This is a genomic window from Pseudoalteromonas sp. S1727 (assembly GCF_005886375.1).
Taxonomy (GTDB): Bacteria; Pseudomonadota; Gammaproteobacteria; order Enterobacterales; family Alteromonadaceae; genus Pseudoalteromonas; species Pseudoalteromonas haloplanktis.
Map to the genome: position 1 here is coordinate 57,583 of NZ_PNDT01000021.1, position 26,280 is coordinate 83,862.

General features: G+C 39.6%; 24 protein-coding genes. 11 read left to right on the forward strand and 13 right to left on the reverse strand.

Annotated elements, in window-relative coordinates; all coding sequences use genetic code 11:
• Positions 1–5: 5 nt before the first annotated feature.
• Genes icmH through CWB85_RS06785 form a run of 4 tightly spaced genes read right to left on the reverse strand, consistent with a single transcriptional unit; the run spans position 6 to position 3,003 of the window.
• Positions 6–731: a type IVB secretion system protein IcmH/DotU gene (gene icmH, locus CWB85_RS06770; RefSeq protein ID WP_232321822.1), complete on the reverse strand. Its 726-nt coding sequence runs from the start codon at positions 729–731 to the stop codon at positions 6–8.
• A gap of 10 nt (positions 732–741) precedes the next feature.
• Positions 742–2,082, reverse strand: a complete 1,341-nt coding sequence (gene tssK, locus CWB85_RS06775) for a type VI secretion system baseplate subunit TssK (protein WP_138554478.1) — start codon at positions 2,080–2,082, stop codon at positions 742–744.
• Positions 2,082–2,549 carry a type VI secretion system lipoprotein TssJ gene (gene tssJ / locus CWB85_RS06780; protein WP_138554479.1) on the reverse strand — a complete coding sequence of 156 codons (468 nt, stop codon included), beginning with the start codon at positions 2,547–2,549 and terminating at the stop codon, positions 2,082–2,084. The genes tssK and tssJ overlap by 1 nt, the downstream gene beginning before the upstream one ends.
• A gap of 34 nt (positions 2,550–2,583) precedes the next feature.
• Positions 2,584–3,003, reverse strand: a complete 420-nt coding sequence (locus tag CWB85_RS06785) for a hypothetical protein (RefSeq protein WP_138554480.1) — start codon at positions 3,001–3,003, stop codon at positions 2,584–2,586.
• A 315-nt stretch (positions 3,004–3,318) separates the two neighbouring features.
• On the opposite strand from CWB85_RS06785, the gene CWB85_RS06790 reads away from it, so the two are divergent.
• The 4 genes from CWB85_RS06790 (at position 3,319) to CWB85_RS06805 (ending at position 8,749) form a co-directional block, all read left to right on the forward strand.
• Positions 3,319–6,927 carry a contractile injection system protein, VgrG/Pvc8 family gene (locus CWB85_RS06790; RefSeq protein ID WP_249314800.1) on the forward strand — a complete coding sequence of 1,203 codons (3,609 nt, stop codon included), beginning with the start codon at positions 3,319–3,321 and terminating at the stop codon, positions 6,925–6,927.
• Positions 6,924–7,457 carry a DUF4303 domain-containing protein gene (locus CWB85_RS06795; RefSeq protein WP_016707117.1) on the forward strand — a complete coding sequence of 178 codons (534 nt, stop codon included), beginning with the start codon at positions 6,924–6,926 and terminating at the stop codon, positions 7,455–7,457. Before CWB85_RS06790 ends, CWB85_RS06795 begins: the two co-directional genes overlap by 4 nt.
• A 72-nt stretch (positions 7,458–7,529) precedes the next feature.
• Complete coding sequence (locus CWB85_RS06800) at positions 7,530–7,874, forward strand: immunity protein YezG family protein (protein ID WP_016707118.1); 345 nt, start codon at positions 7,530–7,532, stop codon at positions 7,872–7,874.
• Positions 7,875–8,404: 530 nt separating this feature from the next.
• Positions 8,405–8,749, forward strand: coding sequence for a PEGA domain-containing protein (locus tag CWB85_RS06805; protein ID WP_016707119.1), 345 nt, complete (start codon positions 8,405–8,407; stop codon positions 8,747–8,749).
• Positions 8,750–8,915: 166 nt separating this feature from the next.
• On the opposite strand, the gene CWB85_RS06810 is transcribed toward CWB85_RS06805, so the two are convergent.
• Together CWB85_RS06810 and CWB85_RS06815 are read right to left on the reverse strand one after the other, a co-directional pair.
• Complete coding sequence (locus tag CWB85_RS06810; protein ID WP_016707120.1) at positions 8,916–10,109, reverse strand: iron-containing alcohol dehydrogenase; 1,194 nt, start codon at positions 10,107–10,109, stop codon at positions 8,916–8,918.
• A gap of 42 nt (positions 10,110–10,151) precedes the next feature.
• On the reverse strand, positions 10,152–10,514 hold the full coding sequence (locus CWB85_RS06815) for a DUF1294 domain-containing protein (protein ID WP_016707121.1): 363 nt from the start codon (positions 10,512–10,514) through the stop codon (positions 10,152–10,154).
• A gap of 45 nt (positions 10,515–10,559) precedes the next feature.
• Here CWB85_RS06815 and CWB85_RS06820 point away from each other — a divergent pair, with 45 nt between their 5' ends.
• A complete protein-coding gene (locus CWB85_RS06820; protein ID WP_138554481.1) occupies positions 10,560–11,090 on the forward strand; it encodes a hypothetical protein in 531 nt (176 codons plus the stop codon).
• A gap of 47 nt (positions 11,091–11,137) precedes the next feature.
• On the opposite strand, the gene CWB85_RS06825 is transcribed toward CWB85_RS06820, so the two are convergent.
• On the reverse strand, positions 11,138–11,680 hold the full coding sequence (locus CWB85_RS06825; protein ID WP_138554482.1) for a carboxymuconolactone decarboxylase family protein: 543 nt from the start codon (positions 11,678–11,680) through the stop codon (positions 11,138–11,140).
• 110 nt (positions 11,681–11,790) lie between these two features.
• Here CWB85_RS06825 and CWB85_RS06830 point away from each other — a divergent pair, with 110 nt between their 5' ends.
• Positions 11,791–12,378, forward strand: a complete 588-nt coding sequence (locus CWB85_RS06830) for a TetR/AcrR family transcriptional regulator (protein WP_138554483.1) — start codon at positions 11,791–11,793, stop codon at positions 12,376–12,378.
• Positions 12,379–12,445: 67 nt separating this feature from the next.
• Here the strand turns inward: CWB85_RS06830 and CWB85_RS06835 are convergent, their stop codons facing one another.
• Positions 12,446–14,566 carry a methyl-accepting chemotaxis protein gene (locus CWB85_RS06835; RefSeq protein WP_016707125.1) on the reverse strand — a complete coding sequence of 707 codons (2,121 nt, stop codon included), beginning with the start codon at positions 14,564–14,566 and terminating at the stop codon, positions 12,446–12,448.
• 167 nt (positions 14,567–14,733) lie between these two features.
• Positions 14,734–15,162 carry an organic hydroperoxide resistance protein gene (locus CWB85_RS06840; protein WP_016707126.1) on the reverse strand — a complete coding sequence of 143 codons (429 nt, stop codon included), beginning with the start codon at positions 15,160–15,162 and terminating at the stop codon, positions 14,734–14,736.
• A 123-nt stretch (positions 15,163–15,285) separates the two neighbouring features.
• On the opposite strand from CWB85_RS06840, the gene CWB85_RS06845 reads away from it, so the two are divergent.
• The 4 genes from CWB85_RS06845 (at position 15,286) to astB (ending at position 18,961) form a co-directional block, all read left to right on the forward strand.
• On the forward strand, positions 15,286–15,717 hold the full coding sequence (locus CWB85_RS06845; protein WP_138554484.1) for a MarR family winged helix-turn-helix transcriptional regulator: 432 nt from the start codon (positions 15,286–15,288) through the stop codon (positions 15,715–15,717).
• A 114-nt stretch (positions 15,718–15,831) separates the two neighbouring features.
• Positions 15,832–16,842 carry a zinc-binding alcohol dehydrogenase family protein gene (locus tag CWB85_RS06850; RefSeq protein ID WP_138554485.1) on the forward strand — a complete coding sequence of 337 codons (1,011 nt, stop codon included), beginning with the start codon at positions 15,832–15,834 and terminating at the stop codon, positions 16,840–16,842.
• A gap of 485 nt (positions 16,843–17,327) precedes the next feature.
• Positions 17,328–17,558: a helix-turn-helix domain-containing protein gene (locus CWB85_RS06855; protein WP_016707129.1), complete on the forward strand. Its 231-nt coding sequence runs from the start codon at positions 17,328–17,330 to the stop codon at positions 17,556–17,558.
• Positions 17,559–17,620: 62 nt separating this feature from the next.
• Positions 17,621–18,961, forward strand: coding sequence for an N-succinylarginine dihydrolase (gene astB, locus CWB85_RS06860; RefSeq protein WP_138554486.1), 1,341 nt, complete (start codon positions 17,621–17,623; stop codon positions 18,959–18,961).
• Between the two features lie 372 nt (positions 18,962–19,333).
• Here astB and CWB85_RS06865 read toward each other — a convergent pair whose 3' ends face one another.
• The gene (locus CWB85_RS06865; RefSeq protein ID WP_016707132.1) at positions 19,334–19,945 is read right to left on the reverse strand and encodes a MarC family protein; all 612 of its coding nucleotides are present in this window, start codon (positions 19,943–19,945) and stop codon (positions 19,334–19,336) included.
• A 219-nt stretch (positions 19,946–20,164) separates the two neighbouring features.
• Between CWB85_RS06865 and CWB85_RS06870 the strand changes: the two genes are divergently transcribed.
• Positions 20,165–21,160, forward strand: coding sequence for a DUF4382 domain-containing protein (locus CWB85_RS06870; RefSeq protein WP_138554487.1), 996 nt, complete (start codon positions 20,165–20,167; stop codon positions 21,158–21,160).
• 97 nt (positions 21,161–21,257) lie between these two features.
• Here CWB85_RS06870 and CWB85_RS06875 read toward each other — a convergent pair whose 3' ends face one another.
• The 3 genes from CWB85_RS06875 to CWB85_RS06885 all read right to left on the reverse strand — a co-directional run bounded on the left by CWB85_RS06875 (position 21,258) and on the right by CWB85_RS06885 (position 26,212).
• Positions 21,258–22,112 carry a mechanosensitive ion channel family protein gene (locus tag CWB85_RS06875; protein ID WP_138554488.1) on the reverse strand — a complete coding sequence of 285 codons (855 nt, stop codon included), beginning with the start codon at positions 22,110–22,112 and terminating at the stop codon, positions 21,258–21,260.
• A gap of 352 nt (positions 22,113–22,464) precedes the next feature.
• Positions 22,465–24,771, reverse strand: coding sequence for a family 20 glycosylhydrolase (locus CWB85_RS06880; protein ID WP_138554489.1), 2,307 nt, complete (start codon positions 24,769–24,771; stop codon positions 22,465–22,467).
• Positions 24,764–26,212, reverse strand: a complete 1,449-nt coding sequence (locus CWB85_RS06885; protein ID WP_138554490.1) for a sodium:solute symporter family protein — start codon at positions 26,210–26,212, stop codon at positions 24,764–24,766. Before CWB85_RS06885 ends, CWB85_RS06880 begins: the two co-directional genes overlap by 8 nt.
• Between the last annotated feature and the right edge of the window lie 68 nt (positions 26,213–26,280).

Genomic DNA, 26,280 nt, shown 5'->3' on the forward strand with positions numbered 1-26,280 from the left:
TTACCCTATCGTGTCTCGTTGGTTTTATTCAATTGCGTGAGCACTTCCACCTGGTTATTGATGGTTTGTGTACTTTGTGTGGCTTGTTTGTTGATCACAAAATGAAAGCCTGCAAATAATGAAGCGATTGAGCCCAAACAAATCGATAAAATGACCCAATAAGGCACATTCCGCCCAACCTTCATTGCAAACCCTTCAGCAGGTACACCATTGTCAGAAAGTTGCCCACTAGCAGTGCCTCTGACATCTTCAATTTGTGCGCGAATATCAACAATTAACGCTTTTAGCTGCTCGATCCCTTTAACTTTGTAGATCCCTTCAAAACCCAGTTGCAAACAAATGTAATACACTTCTAAAGCGGCAAACTTATTCTCACCACCGGTGCGCAGCTTCGCTAAGCGTTCAAAAAACTCTTCACCTGCACGGTTATTGCCAAAAAACTCTAGCTGCAACGGTCGCGACATCCAATCCATACGAAAATGCGCCCCCGAGCTCATCACAAACTCATCACACATAGCTGTGAGTGCAAACTTTACTTCTTGCATTACACTGGTTGTCACCTGCTGTGCATAACAATGACGTTCAAATTCATCAAAGCTATTTAAAAGCTGCTCGCGAAAATCATTTAGTTCCAGCTCCGTTGATTGTTTTAACTTTAATGGCGATAACGCATTAATAACTGGTGATATACATGCGATTAAATCTTGCTCTTGTGATTGTTGTTGCATCATTCCACCTAACTTAATTACGCGCGACAGTGACTATTTCGATTTGCGCAGCTTGCAAACCAAACGGAATAAATAAACTCAATGATTGCTCTTCAATAATTTGCTGCCAAATATAACCATGCGATTCAAGGCGGAAATACTCATAACCGCTCTTTATTGCTAATTTATTTGGCGGTCGCTGACAATGCGTTAATTGCACACCGGCAAGCGCAGATGAAATCATAATATCGAGCTTTTCTGTGGAGCCCACTTTAACTTGATCACTAAACGTTTCAATCCACTTGGTATCTTCAGCTTCAAAGTACACCGCTAAGTAGAAGTCATTATGCTCAAAGATTGCCGAATCAATAGTGGCAACTTGATAAATTGCGTTAGAGACTTTTTCAAGCTTAAGACCTGCCATTTTCTTCGGCACTACTCCTTCGAGTAATTTGGTCAATAACTCATCTAGCTTGCCAAATACATGACTAAGTTGCTTATGTTGGTACGGTGGAACTTGGTTAACTAAATCGCTGTGTTCAAACATTGATACTGAGCTTATCAAATCAACCAGCTCGCAATACATGCGCTCAGGATGCACTAAAGAAAGGCTTTTTAAATGATCTAAACGTTTAGCCGAAGGTGCCATTGCATTGAGTAATAGAAAGCTATTCATCTCATTTGGTCCAAAATCAGTGACTGAACCAAAGTTTTTTCTGCGCCCAAGTAATACATTCACTTTTGCGTTAACCAGATTGGCGGTACGATTTAAAAGTTCGGTTAAATAAACTGATGCACCGATGTTTAATAGCGGTGGTACAAAATGTTTATTGACAATAAAAGAGCCATCTTCAGCACGAGCAACTTTTAAACACGCTAACGTATCAAAATATGTTTTTACATCACTATCGGTCAATAAAATGAACTTAGGATGGGCTATTAATACTTCGCGATTACGAGCCGCATCATGGCTATCACTTAATTCAATGTAATCCGCATGGTAAGCACTTAATTGGCCAGTAGTTGCATACCCTTCAATGTTGCTAACCACTTTATTAGCGGCAATAGCTATATAAATTATGACTTCATCAGTATTAGGATCTAACTCAAGCTTTAACTCATCATGTTGCTGACGATCAAAATCAAGCAAGCGACCATTCTCAAGTAATACTTTGAAGCTATTAATTTTCAACAACCCGCGCGACAACGCTGACTCGTCAATTGCAAGATGTTGTATACCAAATAACAAAGGTGAAATTAGGTTTTGTCTGACAATTTGATTCTGCTCATGATATTCATCAAATAACTGAAAGTGCTGTTGTGCTAATAGCACACCTTCAGCCCAGACAGGTTTTGCAGGGGTTTTAATACTCATTACTGTGCCTCTTCCACATCAGGCAACTGCACTTCGTTATTAGTGATCAACACATCCAACGACGTTGACAATTTCACAGGACCATCACCTAACGCGTAGTAGGTTTTCCATTTATCACCTTGACGATCCCTAAATAACGCAACAATTGCTACAAAACGGGCATTTTCTGCTTGTTCAAAAGTAATATTAGTCTTCTCTGCTGGGTTTATTGTTCTCTCCTCCAGCGTGATCAAGGTATTTGCCAATACTGACTTATCTGATTTCCAAAGCTCTTCAAAAGTCGCCGTTTTGAAGCTCTGAATATCAGATAATTGATATACTCTCAGCACTACAGGGAGTGCTTCATCAAATTGATTTAAATTTAAATTGTCGGTTGCTGTAATGTCTAATTCAACATTCGTACTCATACATCCGGCTAGCGACATTAATAACACAGCCAAAATTAATTTATTTATTGCGAAACGCATTTAATACCTCATTAGATATTTTTAAATTGATTATTCAGTTTTTACAAAGGATCTCTTCGTAAACAGGACAAATAACCCGATTAAAACGCACTGAAGCGCAATCAGACCATCGGTTACTGTTGAGAATCCTATTAAAAAGACTTGAACCTTTATTCTCTTGATTTTCAACAGCTAAAGATTTAATAACGACATGATCAGTGGATGATATTAACTTTGAATTTAAAACTATTAATTCTTTAATATAACTGGATATATTTTCATTAATTAAAATAATGTTGCCATCATTTTTCGGGGGATTGTTTAAAAAAAAGAAAAACTGATCCAGCACAGACTCAGAAAACACACGATGCGCGGGAATACCTGTTTGATCAAGTAAGGAGGAGATATTACAGGTTAGAGACCAAGCCAATGAGTATAGGCAATCAACCTGATTTATAAAATCTTTTTTAGTCATCTAATCATCCTTGATTTAACTTAACAAGTGAAAAATTACGCCAACACCGTAGCTATTCCGTCCTTAGAATGGGCGCATAATACAAACATAGTTGTTAAAATGTCAACTTAATCTAACGTAAAAATACAACAATTTATCAAAAAAATCGGATTCTAATAACAAACGATTAGTTATATATAACTTTCAAGCTGAACCCATTATGAACTAATAAAAATTCAGTATAATAATCTCGATTACAAATATTTAATTGATTATCTATAGCGTAATGTGTATTTTTACACGAATTATCGACCAAGGTAAGAAAAGGACAAGGACATGTCTCAATCACGATTATTGTTAGATGTTAATAATAAGACAATGAACGTAACACAGGTAAATGGCATTGAGCGCCTAAATAACAGCTTCACGTTTGACCTTATTTTCGACACTCCATATAGCGAAGAGTTTAATGATCTCACCTCACACGCTGCATTAATTACATTTGTAAATAAAGACAATTATTATCGGCATCAATCAGGATTAATAACTCAATGTACTGATTTAGGGTTATACCCTGGGCAAAAGCACAAAAAACGTCGTTATCGTGTCATTGTTCAAGATAGGCTAAGCACCCTAAAAACCACCACCAACAGTAAAGTCTTTATCAGTGTTAATTTAAAGGATGTGCTGCAACATCTAGCCTATCAAGCAGGCTATGCAACGAGTCAAGTTGACTTTAGAGTCACCCAATCACTGGCCGATATGCCACAATGCGTGCAGGCTATGGAAAGTAATTGGCAGTTTTTTCATCGCTTACTGTCGCTGCACGGCTTATTTTATTGGTTTGAAAGTAAAGAAGGTGCTGAAATACTCGTAATAAGCGACAGCAATTTAAATAGCCCCTACCTTGAACGAGGTATATTACAAGTAATAAACAGTGCCGGAATGAATAACCAAGATCAGCAAGATTTTGTTGGTTTTATGCACGCGCAACTAAGCCAATCTATTTATAATAACGCCGCAAGCAGCGCAGCATACGGGCAGTTTAGTACGGTAGCTAGTAACAGTCAGTCATTCTTTGAGCCATGTGCTCCTTCACAGTCCCAAGCCAGTGCGCAAGCACAAAATTTTAGCAATGCGCTCGCCAGCTTAAATAAAATAGTCACTTTAACGGGTAACGTGTGTGATTTATTTGCAGGATGCTCAATCTCATTAGATGACCATACTGGCACTGGTACTAGTAGCGACTTGATGTGCATTGCTGTTGAGCATTTTAGTACACAACCGAGTGATGAAAGTAGCCATCAGGGGCTAACTAAATACAGCTGTACAGCCCACTTTATTGAGCGAGGCACCCCCTTTAAGCCGCTCCCGGTTCCCCATCAAGCAAAACCGATGGCATTTCCTGCGAAAGTAGAGTCATTGACTGGCAATGCATTTATTGATGACAACGGACAATACAGATCTCGCGTTGATTTTGACAAAACAGCTAGGCCGATTACGCAATCAAGCCCTGCACTACAAAAACTGGCGCTGTATGCGTGCCAAAACCAGCCCCAAGCCACAGGTTGGCATTTTCCATTAGTCGGTGACTCAGAAGTATTGATTGGCTGTATTAACAACGACCCAAATCATTCATTTATTATGGGTTTTGCACTAAATAGCGATCAACCCAGTGTTGTCACTGCCGCCAACCCAACGCATAACCGATTATTAACTGCAGCCCACAACGAATTATTATTTGATGACGACGACAATGAGCCAAAAGTTATTTTGCAAACCCTTGCCAGTGAACATTACTTTGAGCTAAATGCCAAACAGTCGGGACGCCAATTCATCGAATGGATTAGTCAGTTAGGCACCATTAACTTACATGCCGGAAAAGATCTCTGCCTAGAAGCCGAGCAAAACAACGTACAGTTTGTTATCAAAAACAATCAATTTATTGATGTCAAAAATGCAGTGACGCAACAAACCAACAACGGCAACATCAATTACCAAAGTGCCAGCAATCAAAACATTAACGGTAAAGAAGTCAGTGTAACAGCAGATCAAGAACTGTCATTAGTCTCTGGCCGTGCGGTAAAAATAAACGCACAAAGTGACATTGTACTTAAAACCAATAACAGTAACTTAAAGCTCAACGTAGCAAACGGCTCAACATTCTTACAAACCAACGATTCAATAAACATCACAGGCTCTGGGCAAGGCGATTTAATCATTCATAACGCCGGCGGCGAAATTAAACTCGACCGCCAAGGCAACGCCACCATCATCGCCACCAATGTGCTCACACTCGACAGTAACCTCATCACCTTTGATGGGCCGGTTGATTACGACATTGAAAGCCCACAAACAGCTAGTAGCCCAAGTGCCTCAAATCCGGCCAGTATTAGTCGTATTAATAATGTAAACATTAACGATTCAGGGGTTGCGGCAACGACTGCCAGTGTCGTCGATTTAGAATATGTATATCAAGACGGCAGCCCGGTGCAGAATGCCCCCTACACCATCACCTTCGATGATGGCACACAAGCTACCGGACAATTAGACGGCAGCGGTAAAGCGCAACTCACCAATATTCCAAACGGCCAGTTCAGTGTTAAATACGGTGAAGATAGCCGTGATTTTCAGCCTGAAGATAACACCACACCAAACCCATTGTATGGGCAAATAACCACCGCCGATGCTGTGCAGATGATCAATAGCGGTAACACTGCGAAACTGGAAGAAGCAGGCAATTTAGCCAACCAAGCAGGCGATTGGTTATGGGGCACACTGCAAGGTGACTTTAATAAAAACCCCAGTACCTCACAAATCGTTGTTGGTACGATTATTTCGATGATACCCGTAGTTGACCAAATCATGGATATTCGGGATATTTGTGCTAATACCATGCTGCTCACGGATGATGACAAAGCAAACGACAGCGACGGCTGGATAGCCTTTACTCTCACCGCCATTGGCTTAATTCCACTCTTTGGTTCTGCTGTAAAAGGCGTGGGTAAAGTCGTCATTAAAAACAGTGGTGAGTCGATGGAAGCCGCCATTGCAGTGTTACGCAAGCTCGGCAAAGGCGACCCAGTAAAATACTTACGGGAAATAAACTGGCAAGATTTAGGCAAACAAGCAGCCAGTGAAGTCAAAGCCGTAATCAAAGGCTTTAGAGATACATTACAAGAAGTCTCAACCAGCTGGAAATATGACTTACTGCTACCAGACTCAGCCATTGACGGCATGCAAGCCATGGTCAAACAGCTTGATGAAGTCACCCCGCAAATTGACCAAGGCGTTAAAAACGCCGCAACTGAAATTGGCAATCGGGTAAACAAAGCCCTAGATGAATTTGAGCCACCTGTAAATACAGGAGTGGTAGGTAAACCGAAGAAAACAGTAGCCAATGAATTAGAAGCCCCAGAAGGGAATGATTTAAAGGGGGCAAAGAGCAAAGAAAGTAAGCAGATTTCTAATAGCTTATTAATTGAAAAGTATGCAAATGAGTTCTCTACGTTAAGCCGCAAGGATTTTAGAACATGGAAAATAAAGCTTGCAAATGAAGGGTTATCTTCAAGCGAAATACAGGATGCTATATATTTCGGCTCTTTAAAAAGTGGCAAAAACATGTGGGGAGACAATTGGAAGAAATATTATGAAGAAATATCAGGAACTAAATACCCCGGACCTCCGAATCATGCTCACCATTTAGTAGAGAAGAAAGGAGGTGGTAAATATGGTGTTGCAAATCGGAAAATTCTTGAAGATGTAGGTATTAATCCTTTATTATCTAGGGAGAATTTTGCTTGGGCACCTAACATAAAAGGACAACATGGATTAGAGCCTCAGGCTCAACTGAATGAAATGCTGAATACATCTCAAGGCAATAAAAAAGCGATACTCAAAGTATTAGAGCAATGGGCAACAATATCAAAAGGTAGAACAATATGAATCTTGAACAAGAAAAATATCAACTTGTCGAAGATCTAAGTGATATTTATAAAGCGCTCTTGAAAAAGTTGATTCACAAATATAAGGACATAAATTCAATAGCTATTCATTGTGATTCAGGCTTTAGTGCATTTGGCTTTTCTTGGAACTCTAATGATTATTTGGAAAAGAAAAAAGAAAAATATCCTGAAAGCGATTGGCTAACAGTCAAATACTCTGTATCTGAATGGGATAATATTTTTTACGAATATGAGAAATTTAACGACATTAATGAAAGGATAGAAGAAATATTTGATGACCTTTATGATGAAGATCTAACAGATGAGCAGATAACCCAATTTTTTTGCGAGATAGTTCATAGGGTGCTATTAGAACTTACGAAAGTATTTCTTGATCATTACACTCCATTTATTTCATTACAATTTAACGATCCCAGTGATAAAGAGATCGACATAATGCTAAAAATCAATCAACTATTAGCGAAGAAGCATAGAAATCTTGAATTTGAAAATTATTTAGAAAGAATATAGTAATTTAAAAACGCTTATGAATGAAGAAGCTCTCTCCCTAATTATGACATTTTCTAACGCTAAGGACAGCACATGCAACCAAACATTAAAAACATCCCCCAACAACTCGGTCAGTACCTTTATCAGCAAATTAATGAGCCGTGGCTAGAGGCACAGCTTGTTTTAAATTGTGAAGATGAAAGCGAGCTTGAATGCACAGCTCACTTTAAGAAAGCAGATAACTCAAGCGAACACCCAATCACTGTTTCTGACGCAATCATTGAGTTATTCAACACCCTTTTTGAGAATGCCACTAAGCACCAACCAGAAAACTGGACACGCGCTATTTTTACCATTAATCGCCAAGGTCAGTTTAACCTGAACTTTGAGCGTGATAATACCGATGATGACGTTATCACTGCACAAAGTGCACACTAAATTAAACAAGTAAATTACGCTAATGCAAAACACTAAGGACGCAAAACATGGAAGTCAATCCCCCGCAGCAAGCTAAGCCTTATGCCTTGCTGTTTTAAAAAAGCTCAGTTATTCATATCACGCTCTGCATCTTCTTGTGATCATATGTTTGCTAATGATCAGAGTGACTATTTTAGTTTTCTACATCACTGCATTTGTATTAATTAGCTTTACAGCTTGGAAACACTTTACTAAATATAAGACTGTAAGAATCCTGAGCTAGTTTTTTCACTGTTCCATTATAGTAGTCATAAAGTATTTATTGTGATTATTATAATAAAACAGCTAAAACCCAGTATTTTTTGCAACTATTATTTGAACCTTAACCTGATACATACTAAAATGCAGACTGATTTCAAATAAAGTAAATATTAAAGTCATGGAAGACTAAAGTAGATACATAATCTCCCTTTTCTGTTATTCCATACTTTACTATTACTGTCAGTAATATAAACAAAGATGTTTATAATGAACAATTTAATGGAGTAATTATGAAAAAGTTAAGTGCGTTAGTTGCAATAGTGATGCTGTCGGGTTGTTCAAGTAGCCCTGAAATAGAACCTCAACCAACCCCAGTAGAACAGCCAATCGTTGTTGAAGAGCCACAAAGCAACACAATCTCTTTAACAGTGCTCACCTCTCCTGAAGATGCACGTATTCGTATCATGAACATAAAACCAAAATACGAAGCTGGCATTGAGCTCGATGAAGGTAAATACGACATCGAAGTCACAAAAGATGGTTACCTCACCTATAGAAAGTGGGTTACTGTTGACAAAAAAACAATTCTAACCATTGAGTTAGATAAAATTGAAGCAAGCCAATCAGCGCTATAATTGCTAAGGATGGCAAGCGTACCTTGCCATCAGTGCTTTTAAAACGACATGTAGTTTAAATACAAAGCCACAGTTTTATACAGTGCCTTTTATATGATGCTGTTAAAAACCATACGGTGAATATGAAAATAGCCTACCTAGTCTTTGTGAATAATAGCAAGCATGTTTATTCAATAGTGACTTCATTAATAATCATTTGGCACTGTGCTTCGCTCATAAACTTTGCTACTGGATAATTCCAGTTCGCTTCTGCTATAGCTGACTTTGCCAATAATGGGATATCAGAACGTTTGATCTCTTTTAAATTGAGCGGAATAGCTAAGTTAGTGAGTAACTGTTCAAGTGTAGCTAAAAACATTGCAGCTTTTTCTGAACGTGTTTGTTGTGAGCAAGTTAGCTGACAATAATCAGCGATATCCGCTAATTTACCATCTATCGTGCTACCATAAAAACGCAAAACCGACATCAGTACTACACTATTAGCTAAGCCATGCGGAGTACCATAATGAGCTCCAAACTGATGAGCTATGGCATGAACATAACCAACCGATGCACGGGTAAATGCCTGACCCGCATAGAATGAAGCTAATAGCATCTTTTCACGAGCGGCTAGATCATCCCCTTTTTTATGTACGATTAATAAATTTTTTAAAATAAGATCAATAGCCTGCAATGATCGCTCATTGCTAAATGTCAAACCGTTAATACCTATATAAGCCTCAATTGCATGTGTAAGAGCATCGATGCCTGTAGTCGCGGTAATATGTGCTGGTACTGATTGAGTAAGTTCGGGTATTAATACAGCGTCACTTGGTACTAAAGTAAAGTCTGTTGCTGCATATTTTTGCTGCGCATTGGGATCATTTACCACTGCTGCTACCGTGGTTTCTGACCCTGTACCTGCCGTTGTAGGAATCGCACATAAAGGGGGGAGTCTTTTTAAAACCTTAAATAAACCTTTTAATTGCTTAATTGATTTTTTAGGTTTAACTGAACGAGCCGCTATCAATTTCGCGCAATCTATCACTGAGCCTCCGCCAATAGCGATGATCCCTGTACAACTTTTAGAGTTGTAAGTGGCGAGTCCATTTTCTACATTATCTATAGTTGGGTTAGGCGCAACATCGTTATATAGGTGCCATGTTATAGTTTGTTCATCAAGCAAATTGAGTATTTCATCAAGCACTCCAAGCTTTACTAACGTTGTATCGCTTACCACTAATAAAGGTTTTTCTTTTGGCCAGCTTTTTAACCACAGCGTAAAACCACTGTATCCTGTATATAAACGTGGATTTGGAATACCTATAAAAAGTACAATACACTTTAAAGCAAAGTGATAACAGCGATAAAAGAAGGACATAATAGTAACCTTATGAAAGCCATTACCTAATGCTGCCCTAAATCAACTGTGTTGCCAATAATAAAGGTATGCAAGCGCACTGCAGTTGATAAGGATCATTAGCCATAACATAGCAATAAATGGACGTTTCTTTGATTTATGCCGAAACCACTGCTGTGCTAATAATGCCCCCGGCCAACCACACAACACAGCCAGAATATGTAAACTCCGCTCAGGAACTCTGACAGTTTGATTTACAGGGTCAATTGCTAAACGTTTATCCCATTTATAAACTAAAATGGTGATCGCACTCATAAACATATAGACACTTGAGACCATCATCGGCCAGTATTCTAAAAACCCACCGATCGCTAAAACAGCTAAAAAACTGCTCGAAAACAACAATAATACTTTTTTTATTAACAAACGTTAACCTATACTGGGATTATAGAAAATAACAAGATTTTTATTATGTCATACTTAAAAACTATTTTACTAACCCTTTGTTTAACTTCGAGTGGCTTCGCTTTAGCAAATGATTCTATAGAGATTGCTAAAGAGCTTGCAGTATTTAAACCTTACTTAGGAACTTGGCAAGCTGACTTTAAGGTTGAACCAGGTAAGCCCCCTATCCAAGATGTTAGTGTGTGGGAGCGTGCTTTAAACGGTAAAGCCATTCGTACCTCGCATTCTATAAACGAAGGAGTTTACGGTGGAGAGTCGATGATTTTTTGGGATAGCAAAGAACAATCGATTGTTTTTTACTACTTCACCACTGCTGGTTTTTATACAAAAGGCACTATGAATGTGTTGTCGCCTACTAAATTTGTTGCATATGAAACGGTGACAGGGTCGAAAGAGGGAATCACAAAAGTACGCTCTACTAGTGAATATAAAGACGATAAATTTATTGTCCTTACCTCTTACTTAAAAAAAGGTGAGTGGACCAAACCTGAAGAGCGTATATATATTCGCAGTGAAAAGGAAGTGAAGTTTAAATAACGGAACAAAAACTGCGTTAGCGCGGGCTTTCACCCGCGCAAATATACTTACTTAGCGAACTTTTTAAACGGCTCATCTACCGGGGTATTTGCAAGGTGATTTGTATAATTACTCATCACTTTTTGAGATAACCCTAACACAATTTCAAGTAATTGCTGCTGTGCATAGCCTGCTGCAAAAAACTTTTCAATTTGTTCGTCGCTGATCACACCACGGTTTTGCGTCATCGCAAGTGTAGTCTCACGAAGCACTTCTAACTTTTCATCTGCAAGCGGGGTTTTATTAACCAGTGCATCCACAATATCTTGATCTACTTTCATACTAGCTGCAATCGCGCTGTGTGCAGGTACACAGTAATGACATGCATGCTCAACATTAATTGTTTGCCATACAACAGTTAATTCTTCAGCATTGAATGAGGTATTTTGGAACAATTCATGCAAAACTTGGTAACCTTCAAGCAAAGTAGGTGCCTCGGCCATTACTGCATGTAGGTTAGGTAGCATACCAAAAGCCGCTACTGACTTTTCCATTAAGGGTTTTGCCGCTTCAGGGGCGTTATCTTGCGTGTATAAAGTAAATTCAGCCATTGTTTAACTCCAAATTAAAAGTGTTTAAGTATGTTCAAACTCATACTATTTGATTTTGAGCAACTGTTCAAGTTAAAATTGAACAAGTGTTCAAATAGAGTAAACGTGTGATGGCCAATAAAATAAAATTCGAACGTGATGAAGTAATACGTACTGCAGGACAACTGTTCTGGCAAAAAGGCTTTAATGCCACATCAACACGTGATCTGCAAAATGCTATTAATATGCGCCCGGGCAGTATTTATGCTGCTTTTGGTTCAAAAGAAGGTTTGTACAGTGAAGCAATCAAAGATTATGCCCAACTAATGCAAGGCCAATTAATTACCGCACTCAATGAACATGAAAGTGTACTCAACGGATTAGCTGCTTTTGTTAAAAAGGTTCTAATTGAAGATGCTCAGTGCGCGCCAAGTAAACTTTGCATGCTAGTTAAAGCCAACTACGAGTTCACCGAAGATGAGCCAACATTGAAATTATTAAGCACTGATCTCGCAAATAAGTTTGAAGCATTTTTAACAGCTCAATTTGAAAAAGCTCAACAGTATAAAGAGCTTGATACTAAAATTGCAGCGGTTGAGTACGCAAGGTATTTTCAAATCCAATTCACAGGTTTACGCAGTTACTTAAACAGACCAAATACACACGCATTAGCTGGCCCCTTGATCGAGCAAATGTTCTCATCAATTAAGCAACTATAACGACCAAGTACTTTAGAAATAAGCAACTAAAAATGGCAGTAACGATGTCACTGCCTTTTATTGAAGTTTAGGTTTTTAGCTTATTGAGCTCGTCATCTTGTTGAGCGACTAATTTATTAAGCATTTGACTGCCATCTCCCGCCTGCGTTGACAAATCGGCCAGTTGCGAAGCAGCATCAGAGATCAATGTTAAATTACGATTGATTTCCTCTGTAACAGAACTTTGCTCCTCAGCAGCAGTGGCAATTTGAGTAATTTGATTGGTAATTTCTTCCACTTTGATTACTACACTATGCAATGCATCAAAGGCAACGGTGGTTTCATCTACTGCGGTTTGTGCTCGTACCACACCTTGCTCAATCACCGTTGATGCATTACCAACTTCAAGTTGTAAATTATCAATTAAACCACTTATATCGTCGGTTGAGGCACGTGTTTTTGAAGCAAGCGCCCTGACTTCATCAGCAACTACAGCAAAACCTCGACCTTGCTCACCTGCACGAGCCGCCTCAATAGCCGCATTTAGAGCGAGTAGATTGGTTTGTTCTGAAATTGTGCGGATCACATCTAAAATCTGCGTAATATCGTTACTACGCGAAGCAACTTTTTCAACCGCCTGATTAGCTTGTTTTATTTCATCAGACATCGTTTTAACTTGTGATACCGCAGACGATAAACTCGCTTCACTGCGTATCACTAAGGTATTAATTTCATCTGCCTGTTGCGCTGATTGCTCTGATGCGCGAGCCACCTCTAGTGCAGTCGCACTCATTTCATTCATTGCCGTAACCACGCTTTCAATTTCTTGAAATTGCGCTTGTACATTCTGTTTTGTATCAACTGCAACATGAGCTGCAATTTCTGCTTGCTGCTTAGTTTGCCCAGATACATTTTTTAATTGCGCAATTAAATCACGGAGCTTTTCTAAAAATGCGTTAAAGCCAATCGCCAATGCAATTAATTCAGCATGTGTATCAACACTTAAGGTTTGCGTTAAATCACCTTCACTACTGGCCAAATTATCAACTCGCTGCTGGATCTGTTGTAATGGCGCCACAATACTCTTAATAACTAAAGTCATAATAATAAATGCAGCCGCTGCTATCACTAAACCCGATATCAAAATTAGCCCACCTAGGGTGTTAGCATTTTCTTGCATGCTTTCACTAAGTTGTTGCGGACCCTGTAATGCCAAGGCTGCTGGCACCTCCACTAACAGTGTCCACTTTTTTTCTGCTAGTTTAATTTCAATTGGATAGTTAACTAAGTACTCGCTAGCCACCTTTTGTACATTGGCCTGATTATTTAAGCTACTGTAATAATTAAAAATAGCAGCTGGTACGGCTTCTTTAAATGGTCGTCCTAACTTTTCTTTATAGTGGCTGCTACCCACAATCAAATCAAGTGAACTGAGCAACGTCACACGCGCTTGACCATTGTATAACTCTTTTGATAATTGCTCAGTCATAGTTTGAAAAACAGGCAGGGTAATATCAACACCACTTAAACCAATAAACTGGCCGGAACGTAATATCGGCACAGTCAATGAAGTCATCATTTCTGAATACCCTGGTGATATCTCGTATAGATAAGGTTCCATTATGCAGGGTTTTTTATTGTCTTTGGCACATAAATACCATTCGGCTTCGCGTAGGCCAAATTCGTTTAAGGTGGTTACGTACTTCTCTTTGGCATCTTCCACAACTTGCTGTTCAACCACCCCATCACGACTGCGCGTAAAGTAAATCTCTAACGTACCTTGTCCTGCTACAGAGTGATCATAGCCATTGCTATATTGTTGATCATTACCATCAAAACCATCGGCCTCAAACTGAGAATAAATAGATGAAAGCAATGAGTTACCAGTAATGATTGCACGGTTTATCTGCTCTACTGATTCACGAGTCAAAGTATCTGCTGCACTTTGACTGCTTAATGTAGCTGCTAAAGAAAATGGAACACGGTACGCTTCGTTGATAAATCCAGCAACTTTCTCACCGTAGGCTGCAGCATTAGTGACCAGTTTATCTTCAACTTCTGCAACAATCAGCTTTTCAGCTTGTACTGAGAGTACTTCATTACTACTTGAAAGTTGCCACCACAGCACACTCGACAATACCAGTACTGTTAAAAATATACTGCCTAAAGTGAGCCAAAGTAATTTTTTTGCTAACGCTAACTGCCGCATTCCTGTTTTCCTCTAATTAAACTACATAAAGAGTTTAGTCTAATTATGAAATGATACAGTAGATTATTGAAAAAACTTGATTAACTGACCGCTCCAGATTGGCAGTCTGTTTAAATAAGGTAATCGTGGCATACCAACTTAGCAGTGCTAAGCTGGTATATAAAAAATTAAATTACTGATAACTCAATCGCAATATTGCCACGGGTTGCATTTGAATAAGGGCAAACTTCATGCGCTTTAGCAACTAATTGCTCAGCTGTGGCTTTATCAACATCACCCACAAACACTGCTAACTTTACTGCAATACCAAAACCACCCTCAATTGGACCAATTGACACTTCTGAGTCAATACGGGTATCTGCCGGCAGTTTTACTTTTGCTTGGCCTGCAACTAATTTTAATGCGCCAATAAAACACGCGGCATAACCTGCGGCAAATAATTGCTCAGGGTTTGTACCTTGACCATCATCGCCACCTAAACCTTTAGGCGTTGAAAGTGCCACATCTAAACGACCATCGTCTGATTTTGCGGTGCCTTCACGGCCACCTGTTGCTGATGCTTTTGCTGTATACGCGACTTGTAGTAATTCTTTCATGGTGTTTTCCTTGTTTAAGTGGAATCAAATTTATTTTGCATGCAAAACAATAGACCAATTTATTGAACATTGCAAATACTTTGCATACAAACTAAAATGCAACATCACTATTCGAGAGTCGCTATGAAATATCCGCAACTAAAATTAGATAATCAACTCTGTCATCGTTTATATATGGCATCCAACTCTGTGGTACGTGCATATCGTGATGCACTCTGTACACTTGAACTGACCTACCCACAGTACGTGGTGATGATGGCGTTGTGGGAAGAAGATAAAATAACGATTGCGCACTTACTGCAAAAAACCGCCATAGACGGTGGAGCCATGACCCAAATTTTAAAAAAAATGACCGATAAACAGTTAGTAATGGTTATTAAAGATGAGGATGACAAGCGCAAAAAACGTGTTAAATTACAGCCACAAGGACTAGAAATGCAACAACAAGCAACTGCTATTCCTCAGCAAATACGCTGTCAATTTCCTTCAATCAATGAACAAGAGGCAATGCAATTAATTACTCTGCTCGATAAACTCAATACTGATTTAGCGTAACAAGTAATAATTATTATCAAAAAATATTTGATAGTGATTCAGTCATAACGCCCTTTTTCTATTATAAAGCTGCGCTATAGTGTGCAGATAGCATATGATTTAACGGAGCAAAACATGAAAGCCATTGGTTACCAAACAGCAACAAAAACACTTAACGCAAACTCTTTTACAGTGATTGAACTACCCACACCAACGGCACAAGGCCATGATTTATTGGTAGAAATAAAAGCAATTTCGGTCAACCCTGTTGATACTAAGATTCGTGCTAATGTCAGCCCAGATGAGGGCCATAAAATCATTGGTTGGGATGCGGTTGGTATAGTGAAAGCCGTAGGCGATAAAGTGAGTCTTTTTAATGTAGGCGATCGCGTATATTACGCAGGTGACTTAACTCGCGCTGGCAGCAATGCTGAACTGCAACTGGTGGATGAACGCATCGTTGGCAAAGCCCCGGCTTCTTTAAATGACGCTGAAACTGCGGCACTGCCATTAACCAGCATTACCGCTTGGGAATTATTATTTGACCGTTTGCAAGTATCACGCAGCAAAGATGCAAAGCCTGAGTCATTATTAGTAATTGGGGCTGCAGGTGGTGTTGGCTCAATTTTAGTACAGCTAGCAAGACAACTTACTAACTTAACGGTTGTAGGCACTGCATCTAGAGCTGATAGTGTGAAATGGCTAAACGAGTTAGGGGCTGAACATATACTTGACCACTCAAAAGGTTTAGATGCACAACGAACGGAACATAGCCTTGGGGAGTTTGACTACGTTATTAGCCTCACACATACCGATCAACACCTTGATGAAATAGTTAGAGTGATCAAGCCACAAGGTAAATTGGCGTTAATTGACGACCCAGCCAGCTTTGATATTTTAAAACTTAAACGTAAAAGTATCTCGCTACATTGGGAGTTTATGTACACCCGCTCAATGTTCCAAACCAAGGATATGATAGCGCAACATGAGTTATTGACTGAGTTAGCCCTGCTGGTTGATAACGGCACCATCAAAACCACCTTAGGCCAACACTTAGGGAAAATTTGCGTCGAGAATTTAATGAAAGCGCACGCAATATTAGAATCTCATCAGTCACGCGGTAAGTTGGTGCTTGAAGGGTTTTAGTTAATCTCAATCGCCCTCTTAAGACAAGTAACGAATCATTGCAGAGGGCATGTTACTTACTTTAAGCGACTACGGTTTTATACGTCTGAATTCGCTTTAATTTTAAAACGTATTCAATATCTAAACCAAGTTATAAATAATGAACAACTCTACTCCTCTTAGCACTAAAGATACGCATCATAAAAGTGCAAATCATCTCGTATTTTTCACTACATTAGTGCTTCCCCATTAAATAAAAACAATACAAAAGTCATAACCCACTGTTCTAAAATAACTAAAAATAAGTTTAAACTCTGGCACAAATTTTTCTTATATAAAAGTGACTCATAAACCATGAGTTTTAACTTCATTATCTCGTCTACAGGGAGCTCGAGCTATGACTAACTTTTATCACATGTTGTATTTATTATGGCGCTTAGACATTAGTATTTGGCATGTTCACCATGCTAACGATCCACACACTACATCTGAAAAGGAGCGCAGATATGTTAAATAATTATCCGCACTTAGATGAAGCGATCAAAAAATTATCGGTGCATCAATTAACGATCAGTGAAGCATCTGAGCACTATAATTTACCGAAACGCGTTATTTATAAAGCACTGCGTCAACAGCAAGCAAGAATATCGCAACAGAAAACGTATTTACTCGCGGCTCAAAAACGTTTGCAACACAGCTTGCAAACAGTGGAGCTAGAGTTAGCTAATTTTAATTAAACCATCGCAGGCTATTTTCTGTATAGTTTAATCACTTACTATAAGAAAATTACGGGATGATCATGACAGCAGTAGAAGTAAATTTTGATGGCCTTGTTGGTCCGACTCACAACTACGCGGGATTATCATATGGTAACGTTGCATCATTAAGTAATGCAGCCAGTTACTCAAATCCAAAAGAGGCGGTGCTGCAAGGCCTTGCAAAAATGAAGGCAATGCATGATTTAGGGCTGACCCAAGGTGTTTTTGCCCCGCATGCCAGACCCGACGTCAACGTATTACGCCGCTTAGGCTTTACAGGTAAAGACAGTGAAGTGATCAGTAAAGCATTTAAGGCTGATCCGGTACTTTTACGTGCCTGTTATTCTGCCTCTGCAATGTGGACTGCAAATGCCGCCACAGTTTCTCCCTCCGCTGATACCCTCGATGGCAAAGTGCACTTTACTGCAGCTAATTTGAATAACAAGTTTCACCGCTCGCTAGAGCCGACAACTACAACTCGCTTACTCAAAGCCATGTTCAATAACGACAGCTACTTTAGTCATCATGAGCATTTACCAGATCAGGGCTTTTTTGGTGATGAGGGTGCCGCCAACCATACTCGCCTGACAGACGCGCACGGTAAGCAAGGGTTAGAGCTGTTCGTATTTGGCGCAAGTAGCTTTAATAGTGCTTTACCTAAGCCTAGTAAATTCCCAGCCCGTCAAACACTTGAAGCATCACAAGCTATTTGCCGGTTGCATCAATTAAAATCAGAAAGCCAGTTATTACTGCAACAAAACCCCGCAGTGATTGATCAAGGTGTGTTCCATAATGATGTTATTGCTGTTGGTAACGCTAATGTGTTGCTCTGCCATGAGCAAGCTTTTTTAAATCAAGACAATGCTTTACAACAAATTAAAAACGCTTATCTAGGTGAAAAAACTCTGCATATAATTGAAGTACCCACTGCAAAAGTCAGTATTGAAGATGCCGTCACCAGTTACTTATTTAACAGCCAGTTAGTGAGTTTAGACAATGGCAAAATGTTACTCGTAGCACCGCAAGAATGTCATAATAACGGCGTAGTAAATACCTATATTAATGAGCTGATTAGCGCTGATAACCCAATCAATCAAGTGCAATTTTTTGACTTAAAACAAAGTATGCAAAATGGCGGTGGCCCAGCGTGTCTACGTTTAAGAGTGGCCTTAAATCAGCAAGAGTTAGCGGCTGTTAACCCCGACGTAATGTTAACGGATAGTAAGTACCAACAATTGAGTCTTTGGGCTAATAAACATTACCGTGACAAACTCAGTAATGATGACTTTGCCGATCCAAGCCTATTACTTGAAAGCTGGCAAGCACTCGATGAGTTAACCCAGATTTTAAATTTAGGATCTGTATATCCATTTCAGCAGTAATGCGTATTACTAATCAATACTTCACATTATGAAATCGTCACTGAGCCCTCAGTCGCCGTATTGGGGGTTATTGCTGGCAAACTTGTGGTTATATAAACTTATCAGCACAGACTGTTTTTTAGTGATAATAGTCACTGTGACCTTGTCATGTTTTTAAGCTCTCCTCAGAGCTGGCTAGATAACCTACTAATATCAAAAAATTGATAAAAAATAATTTCATTAATATATTTACTTCGCCTTGTTTTTCTAAATCTAAGACTTGCATGTTTGCTCCTAACTTTATTGATGCGTGGCCTTAACAACATAAAGTTACTGAGCGAATGTGGAACAAAAATGGAGAAGCTATATGAATGTTATTCAATCATATAGCAGTTAACTATTAGCAACCCATTTAGCAACCCCTAGTGCTTCCATAATAAATTCAACCGATAAAGCAGCCAGTATCATACCCATTATACGTGTTAGAATTGATGCGCCGCCCGGGCCAATTAATTTTAAAATACGCTCTGACAACAGTAATAATATGAGTGTAATCAGCAAAATAACGATCATAGTAAAGGTTGTAATTAACTGCTCTTGCACGCTGTAAATATGGTTATCTGTAATCAAAATAACAGCTAAAATGGCTCCTGGCGAAGCGGTTGCTGGAATGGCTAAAGGAAAAATTGCAATGTCGTGTTGTGGCTCTACATCCCCTTTTGGATCAGGATTTGAGAAGACCATTTGCAATCCAAACAAAAATAAAATAATTCCCCCAGATACTTGAAATGAAAGTAAACTGATCCCCATTGCCGCCAATAGAAACTGGCCAACGACAATCGCACCTATCAATACTAGTGCAGCATAAGCAACCGTTTTAAAGGCCGTTTTTCGACGCTCTGCACTGGAGAGTTTAGCCGTTAAAGCAGCGAATAATGCCATTGTCCCAATAGGGTCGATAGTCGCCCAAATGACTAAAAAATCGTGTAAAATTTTATCTAGCATGAAAGCCTAACATCTCTATAAGTATATATTTAGCCTAGCAATAAAGTGCTTTAAAAACACCTATATTTAATACGAATTTGGCTAAATAACATTTTCTGTCAGTAACTCTCTAAAGAATAATAAACCAACCTGTTTTACAACTGCTGATATTTATAAATTCAAGCTGCATTAAGCTTTAACCTCTACACTGATGCCAACACTGAGAAAAAAGGTTAAATTATGAATATCAAAACAACATTATTAAGTAGCGTCATTTTAGTTGCACTCACGGCATGTGGTGGTTCAGATAACAATGACTCACCTACACCACCGCAATCTGCAAAATTTAGCTTGGGTGTCTCTGATGCACCTGTTAGCGGCTTACAAGAAGTCAATGTCGTATTTAACTCTATTACTCTTAAGCAAGCTAATGGCGCAGATAATATTACCTTTGAAACACGTAAAGCAGATGACGAAACTAAACCTGAAATGGTAAACCTGCTTGATTACACTGGCGATGATATTTTCTCATTATTAGATGACGAAGACGTACCCGCAGGGGAATATTCATGGCTCCGTGCCGATATTATTAATGGCGATGAAAACGATCTTACTATGACCTCACACGTTGTGTATGAAGACGGAAGCATTGCACCTTTGGTTGTTAAACGTAAAGGTAATGACGGTATCGGTGAAATCCAACTTGACGGCTTTACCCTAAATCAAACTGATAATGATTTTGTACTTGAATTTGATTTGAAAAAGTCGCTTGTAGATCCACAGAGCAGCAATGAAATATTCTTAAAACCTCGCGGCGTTCGTTTAGAGAACTTAGCTGAGTCAGAAGATATTGAAGGTACTGTGAGCGACGCACTTATTGCCAACTGCGAAACAGATAATATCGCACTAGCAGCTGAAGATGGCTCATTCGGTCATGCAGTTTACCTTTATAGCAGTGATATAGCCGAGCCTCTGGATAATTACGAAGTAACCGAAAATGAAACACCTGTTGATGCGCCATTGGCAACAGCCGATGTGGTATTTGATAGCGACGACAACCAATATGAGTTTGAGCTTGCTTTCATCACCCCTGGTGACTATCAATTAGCTTACACTTGCGCGGCACACATTGATGATGCTGAACAACGCGATGAGGCATTTACGCTGTACCAAGTTAAACCTGTTACGGTAACTGCGGGTGATGATCTTGACGTAACTTTCACTATTAGCCAATAGTGACTAGTAACAATAAAATCGGTTCTGTATAAGTAAAAAAGCCCGTCAACTAACACTGACGAGCTTTTCTACTTTCAGATACCTTCAAACGCAACGGTTATGTTTCTTTGTTAACAGAAATCGCCGATGCCATCGATTCAGCAATATGCAAAGTGCGCTGCGGAAATGGAATTGTCAGCCCTGCTTGCTCAATAGATTCTTTAACGCGTTTATTAAGATCCCAAACTGTTTGCCAATAATCGCCATTGACTGTCCATGCCCGTAATTGAATATTCACCGCACTTTCACCGATTGATGCCACCATAACTTTTGGTGCAGGTTCAGCCAATAGTCGACTCTCTGCTGCGGCAATATCTTTAAGCACATTTAAACCATCATCAATTGAATCTGCAAACGAAATTCCTACCACAATATCCATGCGTCTTTTGCCATTGCGGGTGAAGTTTTTAATATTGCCCCCCCACACTTTGCCATTGGGTGACGCGATATACAGACCATCATTGGTTTTAAAAATAGTGGTAAATAAGTTTATTTCGCAAACTGACCCCACAGTACCACTAGCATCAACAAAATCACCTACTTTAAATGGTCTGAGTATCAGTAACATGATACCTGCAGCTATGTTACTTAAGGTATTTTTAAGCGCCAAACCAATCGCTAAACCAGCAGCGCCCATCAGCGCAATTAAACTTGCTGTGTTAACACCAAAAATATCTAAAATAAACAACCCGGCAATGATATACACCAAGTAGCCCGCCACACTCGATAAGATCGGCAGTAAGGTATTATCCACTTTCTTAAGAGGTGACTTAGAGTTTTTAATTGCTTTTTTAACAGAGCGCGCAATAAGCGCACTCGCTATAACAATAGCTAACGCTAAAATCAGTTTATAACCTAAAGTCATTATGGTTTCTGAATGGTTTTGCCAAAATACTAAAAGCTTATCTTTCACGTTTTATTTCCGATAATAATTGCTGTAACTCAGCACAATATAACAATGAATAACCTTAATCGTTACTCTCTTGAAGGTCACTATAGTTGCATTGATGGCCTGCCAATGACTTGACTTAAATTTAACCACCCTAAAAAGCTGCGCGAGTATATAGCTATTGCACAATTAAAACTAGAATTTTTAGCATATTTTAAAATCATAAATAAAGCATATTAAAACAATGAATTAGATTTCCTCTTCACACATTATGTCGTTTAAATTAAGCCCTGTTATAACTTACCCAGTCAATGTTGGTACCGGTAAATAAAGTATAAAATGCCCAAAAGCGGGCATTTAATACTTAAGGAGTTAGCTAATGACTACAGCTTAGCCTTGCTTGCTTTAACAGGTTAATTGATTGGATAACCTGCGCAATAATGCCATTATTTATTTCTATGTTTTGCGGTTTACTTAATTTATCTTTATTTTTCAGCGCAGCAATAATCGCTAAATAGCTGGCTTGCCATTCATTGATTGTTAAAAATAACTGCCGGTTATCGTTCAGTATTTGCTGCCACCGCAGTAACTGCGTTTGCAGTGTTGCCAACTGTTGACTGCCACACTGTTGTTGATAATCCGCAACGGCATAATCAAACTGTTTTAATGTTAAACTTTCTACCGGTAAAACATCCACTAATTTGTTTAGCGGCGCTTGTTGGTGATAGTCACCTCGTAAAAAGGCTAAGTGATGCAAAGTATAATAATGCACAGGCTCAATTAATTGACTAAACGTAACTAAGGCATTCACATCTGCATTTGTCACTGCTGGATGTAGCTTTAATCGCTTAATAAACTGTTGTTGATGCAATAAACCAAGTTGCTGGGAAGCAAATTTGTCCATCACACTAAGACGTTTATACATGTCTCGCTCATCAGTTAAACTTGCAGGCGACCAAAAACGTTCACCTATTGCATAAAGCCTTGGCCAAATACGTGAGTCTAAGTTATCACTGGTGATGAGTTCAGCCCAAGCAGTCGCTTCACCACCAAGCACCTTGCCTGTTTTTTTGCGTTGCTGCTCATCTGCTAACGCTTGATTCAATTGCTTTAATGACGGTGTATCAATAATTGCTGCATTAAATTCATAAGGTGTATTACCAATCATTGCAGGTTCACTCGACGTTTCATCAAGGCTGACTGTCAATTTAGTTGGTCCCAACCAAGTATCAATCTGTAATTGATAATACTCAGCAACTTTATTGACCTTTGCGGTAATAAAACGGCCCTTGCCTTTAATGCTTACTTTACTATGTAATTGACCTTGCTGATTGGTAAAAATAGTGGCGTTGCCTACTACGGCACTGCCTTTTAAACGAGTTAATGTAAACTCCACCGTTCCTAAAATGTTTTTTGCTGTAACACTTGTTTGTGGTGGTTGGAGCGGGTGATTACGGTAGTGATAGCTTGTCCACTGCGGTTGATCGATATAAAAACCACTTGAGAGTAATCCATCGAAGCCGGCACTCGTAATATCACTGAGTGAGTGATGCCCGCGCCATGACTGTACAAGGGTATTTTTTGGCAAACTAGGATGCAGTACTTCATCCCAACCAATCATTTGCTTGTTGTGTTTTGCTAAGATTTTAGCAACTCGTTGGTTAAAGTAAGCATGTAAGGCATGGCTATCCGCTAATTGTTGCTCAGCCATATAAGCTTGTATGCTCGTATTCTTTTGCCAATCACTATCATCAACTTCATCGCCGCCAATGTGTAAGTATGGATCAGGAAATAGCCCCGCAAGCTCAGCAACCACTTCGTCAATAAATTGATAAACCTTAGGGTTACTTGGATCGAGTAATGGTTCAAACACCCCCCAATGCCTTTCAATGTCTATACGGGTTGTACCACTACCTAACTCTGGATAAGCAAGCACAATAGTACTTGCATGTCCTGGCACATCAAACTCAGGGACGACACGGATACCTAATTTAGCCGCATACGCAACCACCTCTTTAATTTCGGCTTGGGTGTAATACAAGCCATCAGAAGCGTGTTGATGTAATCTAGGGTAACTGTGTAATTCAATTCGCCAGCCTTGATCATCGGTTAAATGCCAATGAAATACATTAAACTTTGCTGAAGCCAAACCACGTAACGTACGTTTTACATCTTTAATCGGTAAAAAGTGGCGTACCCCGTCAAACAGTAACCCTCGCCACGGATACGTGGGGGCATCTGTGATTGTGAGATTAGTCAGTTCGCGAGGTTTTTTTGCACTAAACAATAACTGCGATAAGCTCGCAAGACCACGTAACATACCATACTGATTATTGCTGGTAAGCTTAATTGAGTTATCAGCGATAACAATTTTATAGCTTTCATCCATCCCTAAATAAGGCAAAGGCGCAGCACTTTGATTGATGCTTATGTGTAACTGTGCCTTTTCAGCATCACGCCAATCAAGCCGTGTAAACTGCTCGGCAAACGTTGAATTAAGCAGTAACGGCCTTAATAACGCTTGCTGCTGTTGACTAATATGCACACCTAGGCGAGCATTTAATTGGCTTTTACCTGCAAGCATCTGTATTTCTGCAGGCATTGGCATCAGCACAGCTTGAGCGCGCGCCTCGATGAGAAACAGTCCAACACTAATTAAAGCGCTCAAAATTAATTTATTCATGCTGCATTTCCTCGCGTTGTGCCTGCAAAATAGCCAGTGCTTGAGCTGATGTATGTGTTTGTACGGGGGTGAATATAGTTACAATGACGGCGCATAGCGCAGAAGCTAAAGTGGCAGGTATAATGGGGTTACCCCAGTACACTAACCAACTTGGGGTGACAATTATTGCCAATGAAATAAGTAAAGATACCAACAATGCAGTTATTGCACCTTGCCAGTTAAAACGCGGCCAAAAATGACCAAATAACACGCATACACATAACCCTGACATTAACGTAGCAATCATATTGGTGATGTAACCAATCACATCATTAGTTAATAGCGCCAACAATAAAGCAATGCCAATAGTCACCACCAAACCGATACGCGAGAGGATCACCACATCCTTGGCATGTGGCATACGTTTGAACACTAAACTGTAGATATCACGAATTAACACGCTTACCGCAGCGATAGCATCTGAGCTGGCACTGGAAATTGTCGCCGACAAACCAGCGATGATCACCAATGCAGCTAAACCAAACGGTAATAGTTCAAACGCCATATAAGGGAACGAAAATGCGCTGTTTTCTAACGTCGGGTTAAGGGCATACGCTGCCATACCAATAATGGCGGGTACAATGGCAAATACTAAATACAAGCCACCCGATAGATAAAATGATTGGCGAATACTTTTGACATGCTTACCTGAATAAATACGCTGGCGAAATGAGGGCGCAACTAAAACACCGATTAACACGGCAAAAAATAGCGATAAGCCATGCACAACACCAATGTTATCCAATGATAAAAAGCTACGATTAACTGCCGGTTGGGCATTGGCAATCTGGGCTATACCACCTACTTCATACAGGGCAACCCCTGCCATTGTGAAAAACCCAACAAATAGCACTAATGCTTGTATTGAATCGGTCCATACCACAGCAACATAGCCGCCGATCACTACATAAACACTAAACCCTAACGCAATCAATAGCTTTGCAGTAAATGGCGACAGCCCTGTCAGCCATGCTAAGTACATACCGCCACCAAGAATATGTGCTCCTAACCAACCAATGCTGGCAACAAAAATAAATACCGCAATGGTATTTTTAACCACGGGGTGTGCGCCAACGTAATAAGAGATCTCTTCACTCATGGTCATAAATTCATGTTCACGCACTGGCGCAAATAGTTTTGCCAGTAGTAAAATACCGCATGCACCACCTAAGCCATAAATCATCCCAGCCCAACCATTATTATAGGCAAAACCAACAGCCCCCATGGAAGAGCCAGTGCCCACCATAGTAGCAACGGTTGTACCAAGGGTGAGTAAAAAAGGCAGGTTGCGTCCGCCCAATAAAAAATTATCACCGCCTTTGGCATTGCGGCTGACCCACCAGCCAAACCAAATCATAAACCCTAAGTAGCCTAAAAAGGCCATTAATAATTGCCACTTCATAAGACACCCTGCTGCACCAATCCACGTTGCGCCTAGTTATGGCACTTATAATTATAATTACGCGGTTG